The 20,378-nt window shown below is 32.5% G+C and carries 15 protein-coding genes; 13 read left to right on the plus strand and 2 right to left on the minus strand.

All coding sequences use genetic code 11. From position 1 onward, the window contains the following. Positions 1 to 91 precede the first annotated feature (91 nt). Together GOQ24_RS06180 and GOQ24_RS16925 are read left to right on the plus strand one after the other, a co-directional pair. Positions 92 to 2,068, plus strand: a complete 1,977-nt coding sequence (locus GOQ24_RS06180) for a tetratricopeptide repeat protein (RefSeq protein ID WP_006266541.1) — start codon at positions 92 to 94, stop codon at positions 2,066 to 2,068. 3 nt (positions 2,069 to 2,071) lie between these two features. Further along, positions 2,072 to 2,707, plus strand: a complete 636-nt coding sequence (locus GOQ24_RS16925; protein ID WP_006266543.1) for a response regulator — start codon at positions 2,072 to 2,074, stop codon at positions 2,705 to 2,707. A 7-nt stretch (positions 2,708 to 2,714) separates the two neighbouring features. Here GOQ24_RS16925 and GOQ24_RS06190 read toward each other — a convergent pair whose 3' ends face one another. Beyond that, positions 2,715 to 3,620 carry a hypothetical protein gene (locus GOQ24_RS06190; RefSeq protein WP_243731250.1) on the minus strand — a complete coding sequence of 302 codons (906 nt, stop codon included), beginning with the start codon at positions 3,618 to 3,620 and terminating at the stop codon, positions 2,715 to 2,717. Between the two features lie 234 nt (positions 3,621 to 3,854). Between GOQ24_RS06190 and GOQ24_RS06195 the strand changes: the two genes are divergently transcribed. The 11 genes from GOQ24_RS06195 (at position 3,855) to GOQ24_RS06245 (ending at position 17,462) form a co-directional block, all read left to right on the plus strand. Beyond that, positions 3,855 to 4,250 (plus strand): hypothetical protein, encoded by a 396-nt coding sequence (locus GOQ24_RS06195; RefSeq protein ID WP_006266545.1) that lies wholly within the window; start codon positions 3,855 to 3,857, stop codon positions 4,248 to 4,250. A gap of 208 nt (positions 4,251 to 4,458) precedes the next feature. Then, positions 4,459 to 5,028: a hypothetical protein gene (locus GOQ24_RS06200; protein ID WP_006266546.1), complete on the plus strand. Its 570-nt coding sequence runs from the start codon at positions 4,459 to 4,461 to the stop codon at positions 5,026 to 5,028. An 18-nt stretch (positions 5,029 to 5,046) separates the two neighbouring features. Beyond that, positions 5,047 to 8,916: a hypothetical protein gene (locus tag GOQ24_RS06205; RefSeq protein ID WP_160339305.1), complete on the plus strand. Its 3,870-nt coding sequence runs from the start codon at positions 5,047 to 5,049 to the stop codon at positions 8,914 to 8,916. A 2-nt stretch (positions 8,917 to 8,918) separates the two neighbouring features. Next, positions 8,919 to 9,575 carry a DUF1266 domain-containing protein gene (locus tag GOQ24_RS06210; RefSeq protein WP_160339306.1) on the plus strand — a complete coding sequence of 219 codons (657 nt, stop codon included), beginning with the start codon at positions 8,919 to 8,921 and terminating at the stop codon, positions 9,573 to 9,575. Between the two features lie 13 nt (positions 9,576 to 9,588). Further along, positions 9,589 to 11,688 carry a hypothetical protein gene (locus GOQ24_RS06215; protein WP_160339307.1) on the plus strand — a complete coding sequence of 700 codons (2,100 nt, stop codon included), beginning with the start codon at positions 9,589 to 9,591 and terminating at the stop codon, positions 11,686 to 11,688. A gap of 70 nt (positions 11,689 to 11,758) precedes the next feature. Further along, the gene (locus tag GOQ24_RS06220; RefSeq protein ID WP_006266550.1) at positions 11,759 to 12,595 is read left to right on the plus strand and encodes a helix-turn-helix domain-containing protein; all 837 of its coding nucleotides are present in this window, start codon (positions 11,759 to 11,761) and stop codon (positions 12,593 to 12,595) included. A gap of 141 nt (positions 12,596 to 12,736) precedes the next feature. Continuing rightward, positions 12,737 to 13,144, plus strand: a complete 408-nt coding sequence (locus GOQ24_RS06225) for an OsmC family peroxiredoxin (RefSeq protein WP_160339308.1) — start codon at positions 12,737 to 12,739, stop codon at positions 13,142 to 13,144. Positions 13,145 to 13,184: 40 nt separating this feature from the next. Next, complete coding sequence (locus GOQ24_RS06230; RefSeq protein WP_059051411.1) at positions 13,185 to 13,598, plus strand: hypothetical protein; 414 nt, start codon at positions 13,185 to 13,187, stop codon at positions 13,596 to 13,598. 13 nt (positions 13,599 to 13,611) lie between these two features. Further along, the gene (locus GOQ24_RS06235) at positions 13,612 to 14,325 is read left to right on the plus strand and encodes an AAA family ATPase (RefSeq protein ID WP_160339309.1); all 714 of its coding nucleotides are present in this window, start codon (positions 13,612 to 13,614) and stop codon (positions 14,323 to 14,325) included. 92 nt (positions 14,326 to 14,417) lie between these two features. Beyond that, a complete protein-coding gene (locus GOQ24_RS06240) occupies positions 14,418 to 16,331 on the plus strand; it encodes a hypothetical protein (protein WP_006266554.1) in 1,914 nt (637 codons plus the stop codon). 138 nt (positions 16,332 to 16,469) lie between these two features. Then, complete coding sequence (locus tag GOQ24_RS06245) at positions 16,470 to 17,462, plus strand: hypothetical protein (protein ID WP_006266556.1); 993 nt, start codon at positions 16,470 to 16,472, stop codon at positions 17,460 to 17,462. 190 nt (positions 17,463 to 17,652) lie between these two features. Here GOQ24_RS06245 and GOQ24_RS06250 read toward each other — a convergent pair whose 3' ends face one another. Beyond that, the gene (locus tag GOQ24_RS06250) at positions 17,653 to 19,956 is read right to left on the minus strand and encodes a hypothetical protein (RefSeq protein ID WP_074748128.1); all 2,304 of its coding nucleotides are present in this window, start codon (positions 19,954 to 19,956) and stop codon (positions 17,653 to 17,655) included. Positions 19,957 to 20,378: the final 422 nt, after the last annotated feature.

Genomic DNA, 20,378 nt, shown 5'->3' on the forward strand with positions numbered 1-20,378 from the left:
GCCTCAGAAGCATATGTTTTTTTGTTGCTTTATTTTGCTATTTTAGTTAAAAAGAATGCGGCAAATAATAAGAAATTAATACAAAATTGTTTTGAATTTATCTAATCGTGATAGTAGAGTAACTTTAATTTTTCAATTAGTAATCTTTTTTATTTTCACAAAGGGTATTGCACAGCAACCAGTGAGAGTTACTATTGACTCATTATCGAAAGTGTATTCCCAGAATGTATATTCCAAACCACTTGAAGCTAGAAAGGCCGCATTTGCTTGGTTAGCTTTAAGTGAAAAGCATAACTTAGAGAAGGAAAAAGCTCGTGCTTATTATTCTTTAGGAAATTTGAATTCTATTAATGGAGATTATAAGAAGTCTATAGAATATGCATTGAAGACTATTGAATCCTTAGAGAAATTAAAAATGGAGCAAGGTTTACCTGCTGCTTATAATCTATTAGCACTTAGTTATAAGAATTTATCGTTATACTCCAAGGCAATGGAGAGCTTTATGATATGTATTGAAAAAGCTAGAGCTGTAGACGATGTACTTCAAGAGGCAAATGCGTATCAGAATGTTGCTACACTATATATACAAAAGGATGAATATGATAAGGCTATAGAGAGCTTGAAAAGAGCGAATGATTTGTATAAATCTATTGAGGATACCGATGGGGTATTGACTACATTGTTTAACTACGCAAATATTTTGAAAGAGCAGCGTAAGTTTGATCAAGCTAGGGAGCATTATATGACTGTATTAAAGTTTCGTCAAGAGGAAGGAAATAAAACAGTGGAGGCCTATGTTAAAATTAACCTTGCTCAACTATTAGTAGAACAGCATAAGTTTAAAGAGGCTATACCTCACTTGGAGAATACTTATAAGCTTCTTGAAGAGTTAAATTATGTCACTGATATGGCTATCGTATTGAATGATTTAGGAGTGTGTGAGAGTAAAGTAGGGAATACAAAGAAAGCAATTAAGTATTTTGAGAGAGCATTGAGTATTACTGAAGAACGTTCTATATTAGCCTATAATACTAACTTTTTTTTGAATTTAGGTTCCCTATATGCAGATCAAAAACAATATGAAAAAGCATATAATTATTTATATCGAAGTATAATCGATAATACAAAATTTAATAGTATTGAGAAAGAGAAGCATTTAGCAGATCTGCAACAACAATATGAAACGGAATTAAAGGAAACTAAAATAGAGTTGCTGGAGAAGGAGCAAGAATTAAAAGAAGTAGAGCTTAGAGAAGTAGAGCAAGCTGTCATTCGTCAGAAACAACTTCGTAATACTTTTATCATTGGTTTTATTTTGGTGTCAATTCTCTTTATTATTGTGATGTATTTTTATCTACAACGTTTGAAAGTGCAAAGACAACTACAGGTGGAGGTTGAGAAAAATGCGAATCACAAGATTAATGAGATGGTTAAAGATCATAAAATTTCTATGATCGAGCGCTATCAGAAAGGACAAGAGGAAGAAAGAGCTCGATTAGCACGAGAGTTACACGATGGAATAGGAAGTGATTTAGCAGGAATTAAGATTGCTTTTGAACATCATTTCTCTCAGCAAGATACGGGAGAACAAACTAAGCGTTTGCAAGAAGCAATTAACAATGCGTGTAAGGATCTGCGTTTGCTATCGCATCAATTGCATCCACTGGCTTTCTCTTCAATTGGATTTAGTAGTTTTTTGAAAGAATACGTCGATACTGTAAGTCAGAAAAATAATTTGACAATTAAAGCTTATTTTTTTCCAGAGACAGAAATTAATAAGTTGACAGATGATGTATTGGCTGGTGCATATCGCATCGTTCAAGAGTTGGTCAATAATATCGTTAAGCATGCTAAGGCTTCAAGTGCTGAGGTACAATTGACCAAACACGATGACCACCTCAATATTCTTATTCATGATAATGGCGTTGGGTTTGCCAATGTTAAGAAACAAGGGATAGGACTGCGCAATATAAGAGAGCGTTTAGAAAAACTCAAAGGAAGTATAGAAATAGATAGTAATGTTAAATATGGGACTTCCATAACAATTAATATACCTTTAAATAAATAAGTAGTGAGTAGAGTAAATATAATCATAGCAGATGATCATTTGATGTTTTTAGAGGGGTTAAACACTATATTACTTGATATGGAGGAAGTAAAACAAGTGCATTTAGCAACAGAAGGAACACAAGTATTACGTTTATTAGAGCAATTTGACATACAATTAGTCATTACCGATTTGAATATGCCCAAGATGGATGGAGTAGAGTTATTAACTAGGGTAAAGAGTAATCAATCAGATGTCAAGGTTCTAATTTTGAGTATGCTTGATAATCCTCGCGTTGTTCATAAGGTAATCCAAAAAGGAGCAGATGGTTTTGTACCTAAATTTACAAATAAGCAGGAGTTACAAGTTGCTGTAAGGGAATTAATCAATGACAAGCAATATTTCTCAGAAGTTATTAAACAGCGCTATATGGAAAGTGTATTTGATAAAAAGAAGTATCAAGATATTGAATTGACTCAACGGGAGAAAGAAGTTCTAGCACTTTTATCAGAAGAAATGACTTCTAAAGAAATTTCTGAGAAACTGTTTATATCAGTTAATACGGTGGAGACACATCGCAAGAATATCTTGTTGAAAACAGGATCTAAGACAACTACGGGAGCGGTAAAGTTTGCTATTGAATCAGGACTATTTGATTAGTGAATAATTAAAAGGTATACTTTATTGCTAATAGTGGTTTAATCTCTTCTACAATAGAAATAAACGAATTTGGTTCAGTAATCGGTACGATTTCTCGATGAGTGACTACTTTGTTGGTAAGATTAATCGTTTCTAATAAAGCAGCTGTTACAGGAGTCTTGTGATAGCTGTTTTTTTCTTGTTCTACTTCTTTTGTATCGATTAACAGATGTACCCACACAGCTTTAGTGAAACAAGCTGTATCTACATATAATAAAGAAAAATCATGGGAACTGTAGAGGTGGTCTAATCCCGCTAAATAATCCATACGCTTCGGCAGCAATTTTTCTTGTAAAGTTTTGAAATAATTAGTTTCTTGTTTTAGTAAGCATTCTTTGACCTGCCATGAGTCCTCTATGCTATGTATAACAATCATAAAAATATCCTCATTATAGGTTGGAAGATGGATAGTAATTGTGAAAATACTATTGATTTTTAGTGCGTCCTTTTGTTGATTTAGTAAGTATAAGAGTTTTTTAGTTTTCGTTTTCAGCTCATTGGGATTTGGGTTAAAAAGATATGTCATGGTTAATGAATCATAACTAATGTCAATACGACAATCTAAATCAATCATTTTTAGTTTTATATCTTCTTTGGTATAGTAGTCAGATAAGGCATCTTGGTATTGTTCTTTTACTGGTTTAGCATAGGAAACACCTTGTTCAATTCTGTTTTCATTTTTTAAAATCTTGGCGTCAAAGAATAAAACCCATCTTACTTGTGCTAATTGATGATCGTAGATAATAACCGAAAACATATTGGGATTCATATTAGAGGCATTAAAAAAGCGTCTAATTTCAACTGCTTTTAATTGACCCTTGAATTCATGTTCAAGATATTCTTGTATTAAACGATTTGCTTTTTTCTTTCTCATACCTCCCATAATGAGAGATAGATTATTTACAGCTAGTGTTAGTGATAGAAAACAAAACCCAATTATTAAAAGTGTTTTTAGCATTTTTTGTAAAGTTTGAATACAAGGTAAGATACTTTTGGAAATTTTCATATCACGGAATTCCGTGATAAGCGCAATTACCGAATTTAGGTCTATGAAACCAATAGCAAAGATAAGACCTTTGAAATGTTAATAATAGTAATAATATAAATCATGGGATTACAAGAAAAAAGAGCTTATACAGCAATAGAAGAGCAGTACGTAACTGAGTATCAAAAAGAATTGAACGCAATTGTAGGTAAAGAACTACCTATCCAAATCAACTGGGATACTTTCGAATTAGAGCATATTAAGTTTGTGCCAAGTGTATGTTTACAACGCTTAATGGATGCAATGAAAGAAGTGTGTAAAGATAATTTTGGGAAAGAAGCAGTACAAGAGTCAATGGATAAAATTGAAGTAAACTGTATTGTAAATGAAGGAGCTGAAGAAAATAAAAAATTAGACCTTTCTGGAAAAACTTTAACAATGACAGCTTGCTGGGGAGGACATCATAGTGGTTTCTTTACTGATTTAGTGATTAGAGAGTATTTAGAAAGCAAGTTATAAGGATATAAGGATTCTTTTTATAAAATTTTTAGTCTGACTTTTAATTTTTGATTTAGTTAATATCAACTAGATAGATAATAAAGGGGGATCATAATTAGATGAGTCTCCCTTTTTATTTTTTAATCATCGTGAACTAAGTCAGTAATAACCTAGTGACTAATTATATCTATAGAAGTATTTAATTAGTTTACAACTATAATTTAGAAGTATGAGTATAGAAAATTTTCCAAAGCTATTAGAAAGTATATTGCGTAAAAAAGGAGCGACGACAGAAGATATTGAGGCATTAGCAGATGCTGGAATTCAATCTAAAGAGGATTTCGTTATGATTGGTGATACGCGAACTTTGATAGAAGTTACAGCTATGGATATCGAAATAGCACATGTAATTATGCAGTGGGCTTTAGGTACACAAGCAGCAAGCTTGGCAGTTGCTGAAACCGTGGTAAAGCAAGAGGCAGTAATCGTAGAGAGTGCAGATGTTGTAAAATGTGCACATTGTCAAGCTAAGCAGCCGAAGGATTATAAAGTTGGTGATTTGTGTTTGTCTTGTGGACTTCAAGCAGAACCAGTTCACAATTGTTATTGGTGTTTGAGTACAGGACCAGGTCAGTTTTGCCGTTCTTGTGGAGCTGAGTTTGTCGCTTCTTCCGATTATGAGGTAGCTTTACAATTAAAGTTGGAAGGTGAATCGAAGTCAGCTATCGGTAAGTTAGTTAAAGAAATGACAGCAGTTCAAAAAGAAAATATTTGGGCAAAAATTAGAAAAGGTAGATAGAAAAATAGTTCGTATAGTATGGCAGTTATCACTTATTGTGAATCGTGCTCTACACCACAACCGGGCGATTATCAGCCAGGGGATATATGTGTGGCTTGTGCGGGTAGCGTTCGTGTAGATGTACGCTGTGGATGGTGTGCTTCTCTTACTCCTGCTCAGGGGAATTTTTGTAGAGGATGTGGAAGTAAGGTAGTAGAAGAAAAACACTTTGGAGTAGCAAGAATTTTAAAGAGTTTAGGATATAATCAGGAGCAAATACCTGAAAAAATACAACAGCTTTCCGAGGGTGAAGTTACAAAGTATAACGATGAGTTTTATAAAAACTATCGAGTTATACAGTATGCAAAGGAACAACTGCAGTTGTTAGAACCCTATTTGTTATTGCCTATAAATGAGGCTGTAATAGCTATGGAAACTGATCTTCTAAACTATATTCCATATTCAAAGCAGATACTAGATGAATATGAGGATTTACTAGCTGAGCCAGCTTCACTGGATTCTTTGTTAAAAGAGGAAACTTACGGTATCCATCGTATTGTTAGACAGTTAGTAAATCTAGTTCAGTTAAAACAATATCCCCTCAATGAGCAGGTCAATAGAAATATTCATTTGAAATGGGCAGATTTGACTACTGTGTTTGAATATGAATTTGTTCGTATAGAAGGCTTTTTATGGTTTGCTCATCCTAATAGTTTCCTTGGAAATTTTAAAGTGGACGAAGCCTTTGAACATCTTGAGCAAAGTTCACCAGAAAAAGATTTAGTTGAAGTTTTCGATAAATTAACTGATCGTATAAAAGGTATAAATAGACTTAAGCCTTATTTAGATGTAGCTCGTCTTCATTTATATTCTTTTTTAAATCAAATAGAAGAAGAGGAGCCGACTCGTCTTTTTGATGTGATACCAGCTTATACGACGCATACAGATTACGATTTAGCCATGAGTAGTGCGCTAATCATCGATGATCAAATTAGTTTAGCCTCATTAACGGCTAAGAATAGAGGCGCAGCTACGACAGGGTATCACTATTTGCTTTATTATGGAGAGGAGTACTTGATGCTTCAAAGCTTACGGGAGAGCGGTTTAAATTATTATCAATTTAAAGGTTTACTTCAATTTGTAAAATATAACAAGTATTTACAAGATCAAGGAAATACAGATGTATATACAAGGCAAATAGTTGTAAATGAAGCCATCAGTTTATTACTTAAGAAGTTCAATTCGCATGTCGTATTTGATCGGCATACAGATACTTTTTCTGACAATGAAATACGCTTATGGGTGGATTTTATTAGTCTTTATGATCATCAGGAAGTAGAATTGGATTACTCAGGCTTTGTAAGCTTATTGATTAACCGTAATCTACGTCATGCTTTAATTCAGTTATTAGAAGAGGCACCAGCACATTTAGTGTTTACAGATGAGCTTGCGAAGGAGTTATATCTTGTAGGTAATGAATTTGACAATACTTTAGACGGATTCAATCTTATTGCAGGTTGGAGTAAGGTCTGTGAGTTGGGGTATTTTCCTAGTGTAGATGCGGTGGATCGTATGCTTATTTTTATAGGTGATAACTATAAAAATTATACTACTAGCGAGGAAGAGAATGCCATACGTTTAATGGTAATCAATGTATTGAGTGTATTGGTACAAGAAAGTTCTAGACATTCTTATAAAGTAGTTGTTAAGCTTATAGAGCTGTTGTTGATCAATGAAGATACGTCCAATACATGGTTGCCTAACGAGGAACTTAAAAATAGTGTTTTAAGTAGTCATTATTATGTGAAAATACACGATGATTCATTTGAGTATAGACCTTTTGCAACAACTGATATTTTCATCACTGATTTTTTTAGAGGAGATTGGCACGCATTTACAAAAGTTTTAACAACAAGTTTAAGTATTGGCAAACGATATGATACCTCACCTTATAGTATATTGTTGTTTTGGATTAGTCAATCTGGTCATTATTTTGCTGATGTATTGACGAAAGATATGTCCTTATCTCAATCTATTTCTGAAGTATTAATCGAGAGCCTTATTGCTTTAGATCAAGGAGAAGAATTGTTATGCCTTCAAGATAGTGATAAACAATATCCTTTATTGAAGGTTCTTTTTAATGATCCATGGGATTATCGACAAGTGTATTATTACAGTCGTCGTCCTGATAACCTACCTATAGAGTTGGAATATAAAATGCATGCAGCATTTGTTTCGTGGCTATCTGTGGATATAGAGGAAAAGTTGTTGTCTGAGTTATTTCAAAAAAATATCATTGTTCAATTTCAACAAAAGCCAAGTGGACAATTGCCTATATGTTTATTGACCTTATGGTTTATCTATAGTGATCGAATCAATTATAAACCCTTTGTAAGTCAATCTATAGCTTTATTATTTGAAAATATTGAAATAGGTCCTTATGAAAGTAGACTACCTATGCTATTAACAAGAAATGGAATAGACCAAAAAGTAGAAGGTAGAGAAATCGTACAAACTGTTTTTGGTAATACAGATCAATGGTTAGATTGGTTAGATAATCGGACAGCAACGGGAAGTCTAAATGAGCCTATCCATCAATTTATGCTGTTGGTATTACTTGATTTTGGAAGTGATTTAGAGGCGTTTATTCATGCTCCACGAATTACAACCGAGGATTTGGAGATACCTACTGAAGAGCAACATAAAAATAATAGAAGTATTCTATTTGGTTATTTAAAACAAATGGTAGCTACATTAGGTATAATCGAGGAAGTTAAATTTAGATCATTATACGCCAAGAAGATATTAAAAATTATAGAAGACTTATACTATGAGGATAATTTAGAAGATTGTATTGATATCGTAACCTTAGTGAATGATAGTTGCCATGATTTAAATGATGAGTGTGATCAAGTGGAGATTACCTTACGCATTGATAAATCAACAATAAATTGGTTTACCTTACATACTGGGTATATGGCATTGGAAGATTATTTGCTAAGTGAAGGAGAGCATGAGCGTTGGGTGGGCAAACTATTAAAAGACTATAGAAAAGATGCCATCAAAGTAATGACAAGCGATGCACTGACTTCAGATCAAGTTTGTGTTTTAGCAGATTTATTACTACGATGCCTAGGTAAGGAGCATTGGATGGTTAATATCAGTTATCAAACAGAAAAGGTCTTTAGATTGGTTGTAGATAATCTTGGTGATATGCTAGAAGAACTTCCTCCTGAGAAATTTGATCCTGATTTTGTTATTTATATTGATAATTTTATTCAAAACAATAGTCATTGGTCCAATTATTTAGATCGCTTAACGGTAGCTGTTAGAGAATTAAAGAGATATTGTTTTGAAGATGTAGAGAAGTCAGAGGATTGGTCTTATGATGATCAGCAACAAGAGCAAGATGAAGAGAGCATTAGTCAAGTAGTAGTGGACGAAGATGAACAGTGCTCTTCTGACGAGGAAGAACAAGATACTGCTACAGTATTGTCAGATGTAGAAGTAGCAGGGTTAATGATGAGTTTTTCAATTGACAAAGAAAATCTATTAATGATTAGTAATCACTTTAACGATTACACTCGCAGTGCTATTGATAATCCAATTGTCTTTTCTCCGATATTGACCAATATAGTTTGGGTAAAAGAATTTTTGGCAGCTAATGTTGATCAAGCTATAGAGTTTTATCAAAAACTATATATGATTGTATTAGATCCACAGACAGCCCCATTAGGTATTTATCCTTCGATAGGTGCGATGGCTCGTATGGTATTTGCACAATTATTACACGATACGATGTATAGTGGAGCTTATGCAATAGGGATAGAAGCAATGGTTCAGTCTGGAGTCTATACAGCTGATTATGCTCAAGCATTAAATGTATTAGTGAATCAATTAAAAGCGTAATTATGAGTGAATGTATAGCGTTAAGTAGTTTTTGTGATAATCCAAAATCCATATCTAACGGTCTATTGTTGTATTATTTTCAAGATGTTTTATTAGATACGCCTTTTGGTTTAGATCCGAAGAATGAAGAACATGTTTATGATGTGCAAAAGTTTATGCAAATGCATAAAATTAAGAATAGTAAGTCGTTTCGTGTTTTCTTACATAATCTAAAAAAAGGGGAGTATTTTCATGCTAATGTAAAAGATATTGTTGAAGAGATATATCACCTAGATGAGGTTGCTTTTGCAGAGCACCTAGAGCAAATAGAAGGTGCTTACCTAAGAAATAGATATCGTTTATTATACCCACAACGCCATGCTATTGTAGGTTATGGTATTTTAGGGTTTAATTATGCACTTTATAGCTTAGTTTGTAGAATAGGTGGAATCTTGGGATATATAACTGAGAAGGAAGTTCATACAAGGCATTGTGAGTTATTTGAATATATCTCACGTGTATTTATAAATGGAAGAGAGTTACAAGAAAATATAATGTTGGGGATTCAATTTTATGAAGCCTCTTTACAAGCAAGTCCTACTAGTTTTTCTCGAAAAGGAAATTATTGGAATATAGTACGCGAGTTACAAAACGATCAGTTGAATAGTAATCATAATTAAAGGTAAAAGAGAAATGAATTTTAATGAGTTAGTTGCTTTTATTGCTCAGCGTATTAGTGAAAGAGATTATCAGTCCTGTGAGCAAGCGTTGATTGAAGGATATGAATATCTTAATCAAGAAGATAAATCATTGGTAGAGAGTGTGGAAGAAGTTTCTTTTTATCGTCTTTATATTGTGTTTTTTACTCGATTTATCGGTTCAGATAATTTCGATTATGATAAAGTAATCCTGGCTCTTTCTACTTTAGAGAATTATGGAGTAGATCAGTTGAGTGAGTTTGAACTTATCGGAGGATTAGAGCAATATTGTGACCTAGCTTTTTATGAGCGTGCATTAGATTATCACCCTAATAGTATGGCTCTTCTTTTAGGATATGCTAATAAAATGGAAGCAATACAAAAGTATGATGTAGCTATTGGATGCTTGCATCACGCTTTATCTGTATATCCAGAGGCAAATAATCTTCGTCTGCGCTTGTGGGATTTACAGGTGAACTATAGTAAACAACTATTAAATAGAGCTAATCTTGAAGAAGCTGAAATTAATATTTTAGTGGACTATGCTGTGCGCACACAAGTACAAATTGTAATAGAAGATTTACTAAATCATGATCAGTACAATTTATCTGATCAACAAAGAAATGAATTATCAATAGCACAATATGTAGCCAATGACATAATCAATATAGAGGAATCAATCTCTTTGTGGGAACAAAAGTGGAGTAAAACCTTGTTGAGTGTCCAGGCGGGAATATATCTCGTTGATTGCTTTCATAGTTGTGGGATGTTAGAACAGATGTCAGAAGTTTTAGAAGCAATAACTTTTAAAGAAAAAATACCTGTTGATATGCGTGAGCTGACAAAAGAATACGTCGAAGAGTTTTTTCAGTCATATAATCGTGAAGATAAAGAATTAGTTGTGAGTTATTATAATTATAAAGCGATCTATCACAAGTATCAATACGAGTTAGAGCTAGCATTAAAGTATATCAATGTTGCGAAGATAGTGGTAGAAGATCACCCTAGCATATTACTGACAGAAGGGAGTATTTTAACTATGATGTTTAATCCAGAAGATGAGACAGTATTAAATGTTTTGATGGAAGCAGCTAATAAAGGGGCTAGTTTGCCTAATTATCTCCTTGCACTAGCACATTATTATACTATGATGGGAAATTTTCACCAGGTTCTTAGTTTAGTGGATTCTTATCATGATTATGCACTTGCTACGGGTGAATCCTTATACCTTCAGGGGAAGGCATACTTTATTTTAGGTCAGTATGGTCAAACCTTAAAATCATTAGAAACAGCCATGAACTTAAAGGAAGATAGTCCGTATCGACTAAGTATAAACTCAGTTTTACTGACGACGTGTAAGTATTTGAATGATACACACAAGTTTGTGGAAGCTTTACAGTATAGACTTTCATGTTTTCATGTTTCAAGACCAGAACATTGGGAGGCGCGTAATTATTATGTGGTATTCCTTTATGAAATCAAAGCTTATGAACAGTGTGCAAAACTAATTGTTCAATTATATCAGGTCAATCAATTATCTAAGAGTAATGAAGCAATCTTGTACTATCTTATAGATAATGAGTATTTGAGCAAGTCGCAAATACAATTACCAGAGGTAACAGAATCTATGCTTGTACGAGATCCAAAAAGTTTAGAAGATTATCGTGCTAATGCACTTTACTATTGGATTATGGGTAACAATTTAGAATCGGCTAAGGCTTTCGAAGCAGCAGCTGATTTGAGTTATGAAAAAGGTTTTTATCTAGCGAGAGCTTATTGGCGTACAACTTATGATGCGTCCTTGTATGAATATTCATTAGCCTTAATAGAAAGATTAAAAAATGAAGCAGTGGAAAATGTAGATTATCAAATGCTGTATTGGGAACAAAATATATACTTTAGAAATGATCTAGCTCAACCAGCCTATGATAGTTTTAGGGAGCTAATTATGAAGTTTCCCGTTACCTCAATGCGCAAAGATAGCAGCGTTAGTCATTATGCAATACGACAAAAAATAAATACAGAAAAATTGGGTAATCAGTCAGAATGTAACCGATACCTTAGTATGTATACTAGTGTATTTCGAGAGAAATAAACAATTTCATTATTGTAGAACGTCCGCTGATAAAAAATAAATTATTTTTGTTTCACTTAGTTAGTGATTAATGATGAAACACTTATATTTTGGAACTGTCTCCATTGATATTACGACAGACTTGTCTAATCTAGACCAACAGTATAGTGGCTTTTTTAAAATTTTATTCTTGAAAGCAGGGAGCCAAATACAAATTGATTTTACCAATTATACTTGTGAACAAGATGCATTCTTTTTTTTTAATGAAGAACATGCCTTTCAAATTCTAGATCAATCAAAGGGAAAATTAATCTATTTTCACGCTGATTTTTATTGTGTAGAAATTCACGATCAGGAATTAGCGTGTGACGGAATTTTGTATAGTAATGTATTAACAACTCCCTATGTCTATTTAAAACAAGAACAAAATGAGGTATTGTGCAATCATATTCTTGAAATTGAAAGAGAAAAAGATTTAGCAGATAGTTGGAGTGAAGAGAAAATTAGAATATTGATAAAATATATTATTATTGAGGCAACTAGGACTTGGGTAAAACGAGAAAATAACAATACGGGAGTATTATCTGAACACCAAGAATTTTCAAGAAAATTTAGTCAATTAGTTGATCGGAACTATATGAATTTACATAAGGTAGGTGATTATGCAGCACTTCTAAATGTGACTACTAATGTTCTAAATAAGCGGATAACTAAAGGTTGTGGTATTTCTCCAAGTTGCGTGATTGTTAATCGTCTTATACTACAGGCAAAGCGCTTGTTGGCTTATACTGATTTAAGTGTAAAAGAAATTGCCTTCTCTTTAGGATATGAAGATGTGTCTTATTTCAATAGATATTTCAAGATTCAAACTAGTTATACTCCCTTAGCTTTTAGACGTAATCAAGAACTGTCCAAGCGACCTTATTGAGCTACTATTATAGTATGGAGAGAATGTCCTATAATTGAGGCGTTTTCTCCATTGAGGAAAATGAGTATTACTTATACTTTTGTAGAATTAAAATGGCACTACTTTTTGTGTACAAGGATTTTAATTAACTAAAGTAATATTATGAAAGTATCAATTAAGGCAATCTGGCGAGATGATTTAAAACAAGGAAAAGGGAATTATGTGTCTGATAATCAGTTGTTGAATCAGATGAATTACTCATTTTCCAAGCAAAAGGATTATGCTGTAACACTACCAGAAGAAATGATAGCAGCGGCTTATTCTGCTTGTTTCAATATGACACTTACCCTGTTATTAACTCAAGCATCGTATAAGATAGAGGAGTTAGAAACTAATTGCGAAATCACCTACAACAATGAGGTTATCGTACAAGCTGATTTGGAAATTATGGCAGTCATTTCAGGATTAGATAATACTATTTTTCAGCAAGTAGTAGCGCAAGCAAAACAAATGTGTCCAATTGGAAACAGTTTTAATTTTCCTACAATTTACAGAGCATTACTGAAATAGTCATGTTTGTTATTTTCAACACCAAAACAGATATAATAGCATGAAAGATGGACGTAATAAGCAAGTGAAGTTCGGCAATGAAATAGGAGCTGAACAAATTCAATATTATACAAGTACTATAATAGACGCTTTTTTGCAACGTAATTATTTTTCTACCCAATTAAATGAATGTCAGCTTTTTATTGAAGTTCAACCCAGCGGGATGGGGTGGGAATCTTTACTTATAACCTTTGAAACAGTAGGGATATTCTTAACTGCTGAAACAGTAGGGATAAACGGTTACTCAACTAGTAAACGAATGGGGTATAGCGTTGATATTGGGATTGTTGTAGATCAATATTGGCCAAAAACTAAGGTGCTAGAATTGGTTGAGATTATAGATTTAGGGGTGAATTATTCAGATAACCCAAAGGTGTTAACTATGATTGAGGGACTAATAAAAAAACTAAATTAATATAGCATATAGAATGAATTTATCAGAATTACTTATTAAAGATAATGAAGCACTAGCTTTTGAAGATGTATTTTTGGATGAAAAACAGCGTATAATACTCGATCAGTTGGTAAAAGAATATACCTATTTTTCGGAACTGACAGATTTAGGACTTCCTGTTAACAATAAAGTATTTTTACACGGAAGTTCAGGTTGTGGAAAGACAACTACTGCTAAAGCTCTTGCCAAGAGACTCAATAAAACAATTATTATTTTAGATTTGAGTACAATTGTTTCGGCAAAATTAGGAGAAACTTCTCAACATATTAAGCTAGTGTTTGAAAAAGCAAGTAGAGAACGTGCTGTTCTATTTCTAGATGAATTTGATCAAATAGGTAAATCTAGGGCTGTAGATGATAAAGATGTGGGCGAGATGAGAAGAATCGTCAATACCCTCATTCAATTAATCGATTACTTTTCACCTAACTCAGTTTTAATATGTGCCTCTAATCACGCTGATATCATTGATCAAGCACTAATGAGAAGGTTTCAACTACGACTAAACTATGAGCTACCTTCTCAAGAGCAATTAGATAATTATTACGATAGATTAATTTCTAATTTTCCTTCTCATTTTGCTTTATTTAAGAGAAAATATAATGTTTCTTATGCAGAGGTTAAGGATTATGCTCTTACTAGTATAAAAAAACAGGTGATTAATCAATTGGAAGCTAGAGATAAGATTTAATTATAAACAGAGAGTTTACATAGCTAAATTGTTTGTTAAGCAACAAGTTATTTGTTTTGTTGTAATTTTAACGCATAATAGATAAAAGATTGATGTTAAAACAAATTATTATATGTAGCGTTTTCTTGTTATGTACACTGGTTCATGCACAGAAAAATGATACACTTTATACTAAGCTTATTGATGATTTTCAGTTAGTCAGTCCAGAAAAGGCAAATTTTTATAAAGTAATAAGACCGATGGATAAGCAAGGGTTTAGTGCTGTTGAAGATTATACTATTGAAGGATATATTGTATCCAAAGGTTTTGCAAGGAGAGATATGCTCCGTTTTATTTATAAAGGAGAGCGTTTTTTTTATGGTCATGATGGTGAGGTTACGGGAGTATACAAATATGATGACAAAGGGAATCAATACAGTATTGAATCATTCGATTCATTGAAGAAAAAGTCTTATCGTTTAATTACTAAAGAAGGGAAGCCTTTTGCAGGAGAAATCTATGATCTAGGTGTTTTGTACACTTATGAAAAAGGTAAACAGATCAAAGTAACTTGTTATTATAATAATAGTACCCAGCCATATGCAATTAAGAAAGTAGATACCATACAGTATTTTGACATGAAAGGCGATGTAGTAGGAGAGCTAAATTATGCAACAGATAATGGTGAGTTTGTACCTCTTAACGGTGATAAATATGAGTACAAACAAGGAAGGTTTGTCAGTTATTTAAAATATCAAGATAGAGCGATTGTTTATCAAGGGAAGTTTAACTTGGAAGCTAAAGCAGTTTTTCAATTGCAGCATGAGGTGTTTTATAAAAATGAAAAGTACTATAAGGAAAATGTATATTATACTGATGGAAAGCTCAGAGTAACAAACTGGTATAGTCAAGATGATTTAAATGTTTTGATAAGTAGTGATTATTACAACCAGAATGAAGAGTATTTAGGTACATATAATGAACAAACAAAAACAGGTGTAAATGTCTATTTCTATGATGATTTTTTTATCAAACAAATAAAAACTGAGAAAGAAGGAAGGGTTTTAAAGGAAATTAATTTTTTGAAAGAGATTGAGCCCGTTGTAAAAACAAGAATATACTATAAATTAAGTGAAATTGATTATGCTCAAGGACAGGGATGGTTTTATGATCAAAAGGGTGAGTTAATTTCTAGTGTCGAGTATAAAGATGGGATTCCTTGGAATGGAACTACTTACGAATTTTCTGATGGTAATGTAGTCATTAGTCCTTATGTCAATGGATTTATAGATGGTATTCAAGAGATTTATGCAGATTATCCTAATACACCTTTGATTCTACGAAAGAATGTATATAAAGACAAAAAACTTCGTTTGGAGCAATGGTATGAACAAGGGGAGCTGTTACAGGAATTAGAATATGCTTCAGCGAATGAGGTAAATGCTATCGATGAATTGATAAGTAAAGGAAAGAAATATATTGTCTATCGCGATGGACAGCCGTATCACGGAAGTGAAACTACGGAGGAATTAAGTCATATACGCGAAGATATTTATCGCAAAGGCAAAAAGATTGAAACTACCTATACAGCGCACAATGGATTAGTGTTTGCTAAAGAGTATTTTTTTGCGGATTCAAAAATAAGACGAATCTTCTATAATGATCAAGGAAGAGAGATTATTAGTTATGAAGTTCAGTTTGAGCGATTGAATGGTGACTATAGCTATACTGATAAAAATGGGATTACCTATAAAGCAACTTTTCAGAAGGGTTACTTAATATCAGGCGAGGTATTATATAACTATATAAATGAAGATGATCAGCATAACTTGTATTATATATATGTTAAAAGACTTGGTAGTAAGGTGGATATAAAATTAAAAGATGTGAGTGAGAATAAATGGTTAAATGAGCAAACTATTAGTACAGAGGATATTGTTTACCCAAATATTTCATTATTAGCGGCTCCTATTGATGCTCAGTTCTTATACTTTGATTCAGAGTACCGTTTTTTATTTACTGATTAATTGATAATAAATAGTTTAAACTGTTTGTTTGGTTAATTGTTTTTTCAAGATTAAAAGATATGTTTTTGAATTATTTTGTGTTTTGATATTTATTTCTGATTAACGTATTTTTACCTAATAGTAAAAAGTAAGTATTATATGAAAAAAATGTTTTTAGGCCTTTTCGCCTTGTTTATTATGACTTCTTGTTCTACCGAGAGCAATGATGCTGTAAATGTTGGTAAAGAAACTCCTGAAGTACCAGGTGAAGTGGTGACTACTCCTTTTGTGGAAGGAAAGATGGTTATGAGTATTTATACTAAGGGAATAAATGTCGGTGGACTATTGGATAAAATAGATTATTCAAAAGGGGACGTATATGGACAGTTCCAAACACTAATGACAAATTTGCCAAAAGATGAAAATCCTTTTTTAGCATGGGGAGATTTATTTGATAAGAAACCTATGGCTGCTTTTGCATTAATGATGAGTATGACCAAGGCAGATTACTATGTGAAAAATAGTACAGTCTTAGCTAAAGCGAAGGGAGCAACTTGGCAGATGGATCATTTTCACAGTGAAGATCAAGATCAAGCGTCTGTTTACTTAAAAGCAATGGCTCCTGCTACTGATATGCCAGTTGAAAATCAAACAGCTTATGCTATATATACACCTTCTAAAGGAGAAACTTATACAGAAGGTAGTACTATTGACTATAAGGAGTTTAATAGAAGAAAATTAGATAAGGTAGCTTATGTAAGCAATTATGCTTGTGATGTGATTGAATATACACGAATTAAAGCGCCTTCTGATCCAAATAATGAGTTTTCATTTGGTTATAACAAGTTGTTGGTTTATATTTCTCCACTGTTTGACAAGACTATAAACTTTACTCATTCTACATATCTTCCAGAGGATGGAGGTATTTTGAAAATTGAAATGTATGTAGATGGAATAGAAGAGCCTTTTATGGTTTTTCAACCTGAAAAAGTAGAAGTCAAGACCATTGCAGATAGTGAATTAGAGACTAGAGTTTCTACACCAGTTTATGCTATTGACGATTTAGAATTTAGTGCTAAGGTACTTGGAATTATGTTTGCTCCTACAGATGAGCAAACTGAAGAACCTTTTCTTGTAAGTAAATCCTTGTAATTAGGTATTCTGCATATATTCTGTTTTCATAGGGTAAGCTAAGTAAGAAGTGAATAACTAGTTTTTTAACTTCTAGTTATCTTTTTAAATAGTTGTTAGATACTGAACTCCCGTATAACTAAGGAATTGTTATACGGGAGTAATATATAAATAGTTTTTTTTTCAGTTAGAAGTCTAATTGTTTTTTAGACTAATCTTCATTAGTGAACCACTTCACTAAATCAGTATATCCATCGGTGATGAGGTTGTTGTAATATTTAGGGTTCATATTTGCTCCACTGAATTTACTGATAGTATATTGTAATTTTTTTAATTTAAGTGATCTAAATGATGCAGGAATAGGTTCGCTGAAATTACATCCTTCAATACTAAGACGTTCAAGATTTTTAAGGTCTAATAAAGAGTTTGGTAGTCCTTCTGTATCAAAGTTGGTAAGGTGTAGTGTACGCAATTCTTTAAACTGACCGATATAGGTTGGTATCATGTCTATTTGATAGCCAGATAAGTATAGTTCTTGCAACGGTAAACATGTAAGTTCTTGAGGTACGTAGCACAAGGAGTCGTTAGTTCCTTGAAGCCTAAGTTTTTTAAGTTTAGGATATTTGACCAAAGCATTCGCACCAGCTAATCCAAATTCATAACATAAAGATAGATCAACAACCTCTAAATTTGGAGCATCTAATCCTTCTAGTGTAGGTATTTTTGAATAAGATAAATCAACTATTTTTAAATAAGGTAATTCAACAGCGGGGAAATGATCATATCCTCTTAATTTAATAGATTCTAGTAAAGGACTGTTTGTTAAGAGTTGATCTAAGTTATCAAGCTCAACGTTTTCTAATTGTAAGGTGTGCAATTTGGTCTCTTGATCCACAGATAAGCAAGGACAACTATCAGGTAAGATTGCGTTACTGTTTATTTTTAAAATTTTTAGGTTTTCACAATTAACCAGCACATTAGTCAATAGACCTATTGGCAAATTGGTGTCCAAACTAATAAGCGTATAAGGCTTAACCATTAAGTTAGTGATATCATTTACTTCATAAGTATCGTTTTTTAAAGGAAAGTATGTGAAGTGTTCTACGGATAGATAGCTGAATAAATCGCTGTGCTTTTCAACTTTGCAGTTTTCAATAGAGGCTTTACCAACGCATATAATTTTGTTAGATACTTTAATTTCAGCGCAGTTTATGATTTTTAGTACATCTATTACACTGGGAAGAAAACAAGTGTCTATTATTAGTTTATTAGATTGTTCTATAGTTACAGACATCAGCTTTTCAATACGTCCGATTGATTTAGGTAGTTGCACTGTTTGGTAGTTAAAAAAACTAAGGTGTTTAAGCGAGGTACATTGTTCTATATTTTGCGATAAAGAGTTATCACCAATTAAATTTTCAAATGTAACGGTCGTTAGTTTATTGAATTTAGACCATGGCACTTTTATTTCCGTTAGGTTTTCCATATTGGAAAAGCTCAATTTATCTAAGTTAGGAAAAGACTCAGGGTTTTGAGATAGATATAGTAGTATTGCCTGGTCTGAAACTACTAGGTTTGTCAGTGAATCAAAAGTATATTGTTGTTCTAAGTTGATCAATTCTCCAGAAAAACAAGTAATCTTACCATTAAAAATTACCTTAGGATGAATTAGCTGGAGTCTATCATTTTTCCAAAGGCTCAACACAGTTAGGCTAGGTACGTTTAACTTGTCACTTATCGTAGTAAAATCTGGACATTTCATGATTTTAATTTTGTTCAGCTCAGGAAGTGTATTTAGTTCTTCTCCAATGGAATTAAGAGTGCTTACTAAAGAAAACTCTATCGCTTCTATACTTCTAGGCAGGGTAGGTAGTGTTGGAGTAGGCCAATTGGTGTTCATACACTTTAAAGACCTTAGAGCAGTTAGTTTTGTAAAGTCAAATTTGATATGTGTTAATTTAGGAAGCTCCAATTCCAAAGACTGTAGTGTCGTTATGTCTTCTATTGATTTTGGAAGTATAGTATATTCTCCTTCTATGCTTAAGTGTTCAAGTTGAGTAAATTTTTCAAAAACATCAGGTAGTCCTTGTTCAAAGTTTAAGGTTTCGATGTTGATAATTCTAACTGAGGGGAACCTCCCTAGTAGTATTGGATTTTGAATCAGAGTAGTTGGGTCATGACTATCCCTAACGTCAAGTACATCAAACCCTAGTTTACTATACATAAAATCAACATCTAAATCATCCGATATATTTGCATATTCTAATAAGGTATTTAAAACCTCGTACCATTGGGGAATACCAATTGACTTGATTAGTTTTTTTCGAATTTTGAAGGCTTTAATAACTTTCTCACTAGCATTTTGCTCTAAAGTTTGTCTGATTTCTTTAACTGTGTTTGTGTCTTTGCTACATTTTCCAATCAAAAATAAATCATTGATATAGTCTTTAGGAAAGTTAGTTTGACTTTGAATAGTAGCATAGTATTCAGGTAATGATTCAATAAACTTATACATATTATTTTTTTTTCTTTTTTTGTTTCTGATTTTAAAATTATTTTTGGATTTTGAGTAATAGTATAAATCAGTTAATGGTAAAAAATATTTATGGATCAAAGTAAATATTTTGTTTAGACATATTATTCACTGAATTAGGTGATATTAATACAGGAGTTAGAAAGAAGTAGGTCGATCTTTTTGAGTTTTTATTTAAACTATATTATTGATATATAATATATTATTTAGGGGGTGATTTTTAAATAGTGGTACATCTAGTATGGTGTATAAACAAAGAAAAATTTAATAAAAATGGGGAGTTTATTTAGAAATGTGGGTTATGTTATAGCTATTGTTTTAACAGTGCTTTGTGTCTTGGGAATGCTACTTAGTTTCTTGGACTTTAGTAGAACAAATGAACGGGCTGCAGCCAATATAATATC

This window comes from Myroides sp. LoEW2-1 (assembly GCF_009767705.1).
Classification (GTDB): domain Bacteria; phylum Bacteroidota; class Bacteroidia; order Flavobacteriales; family Flavobacteriaceae; genus Flavobacterium; species Flavobacterium album_A.

Excerpts from the sequence above, each read along its gene's own strand:
- GOQ24_RS06225 (WP_160339308.1), top strand. The coding sequence starts at position 12,737 with ATGAAAGTATCAATTAAGGCAATCTGGCGAGATGATTTAAAACAAGGA.
- GOQ24_RS06250 (WP_074748128.1), bottom strand. The coding sequence starts at position 19,956 with ATGTATAAGTTTATTGAATCATTACCTGAATACTATGCTACTATTCAA.
- GOQ24_RS06210 (WP_160339306.1), top strand. The coding sequence starts at position 8,919 with ATGAGTGAATGTATAGCGTTAAGTAGTTTTTGTGATAATCCAAAATCC.
- GOQ24_RS06205 (WP_160339305.1), top strand. The coding sequence starts at position 5,047 with ATGGCAGTTATCACTTATTGTGAATCGTGCTCTACACCACAACCGGGC.
- GOQ24_RS06200 (WP_006266546.1), top strand. The coding sequence starts at position 4,459 with ATGAGTATAGAAAATTTTCCAAAGCTATTAGAAAGTATATTGCGTAAA.
- GOQ24_RS06235 (WP_160339309.1), top strand. The coding sequence starts at position 13,612 with ATGAATTTATCAGAATTACTTATTAAAGATAATGAAGCACTAGCTTTT.
- GOQ24_RS06195 (WP_006266545.1), top strand. The coding sequence starts at position 3,855 with ATGGGATTACAAGAAAAAAGAGCTTATACAGCAATAGAAGAGCAGTAC.
- GOQ24_RS06240 (WP_006266554.1), top strand. The coding sequence starts at position 14,418 with ATGTTAAAACAAATTATTATATGTAGCGTTTTCTTGTTATGTACACTG.
- GOQ24_RS06245 (WP_006266556.1), top strand. The coding sequence starts at position 16,470 with ATGAAAAAAATGTTTTTAGGCCTTTTCGCCTTGTTTATTATGACTTCT.
- GOQ24_RS06215 (WP_160339307.1), top strand. The coding sequence starts at position 9,589 with ATGAATTTTAATGAGTTAGTTGCTTTTATTGCTCAGCGTATTAGTGAA.
- GOQ24_RS06220 (WP_006266550.1), top strand. The coding sequence starts at position 11,759 with ATGATGAAACACTTATATTTTGGAACTGTCTCCATTGATATTACGACA.
- GOQ24_RS06190 (WP_243731250.1), bottom strand. The coding sequence starts at position 3,620 with ATGAGAAAGAAAAAAGCAAATCGTTTAATACAAGAATATCTTGAACAT.
- GOQ24_RS06230 (WP_059051411.1), top strand. The coding sequence starts at position 13,185 with ATGAAAGATGGACGTAATAAGCAAGTGAAGTTCGGCAATGAAATAGGA.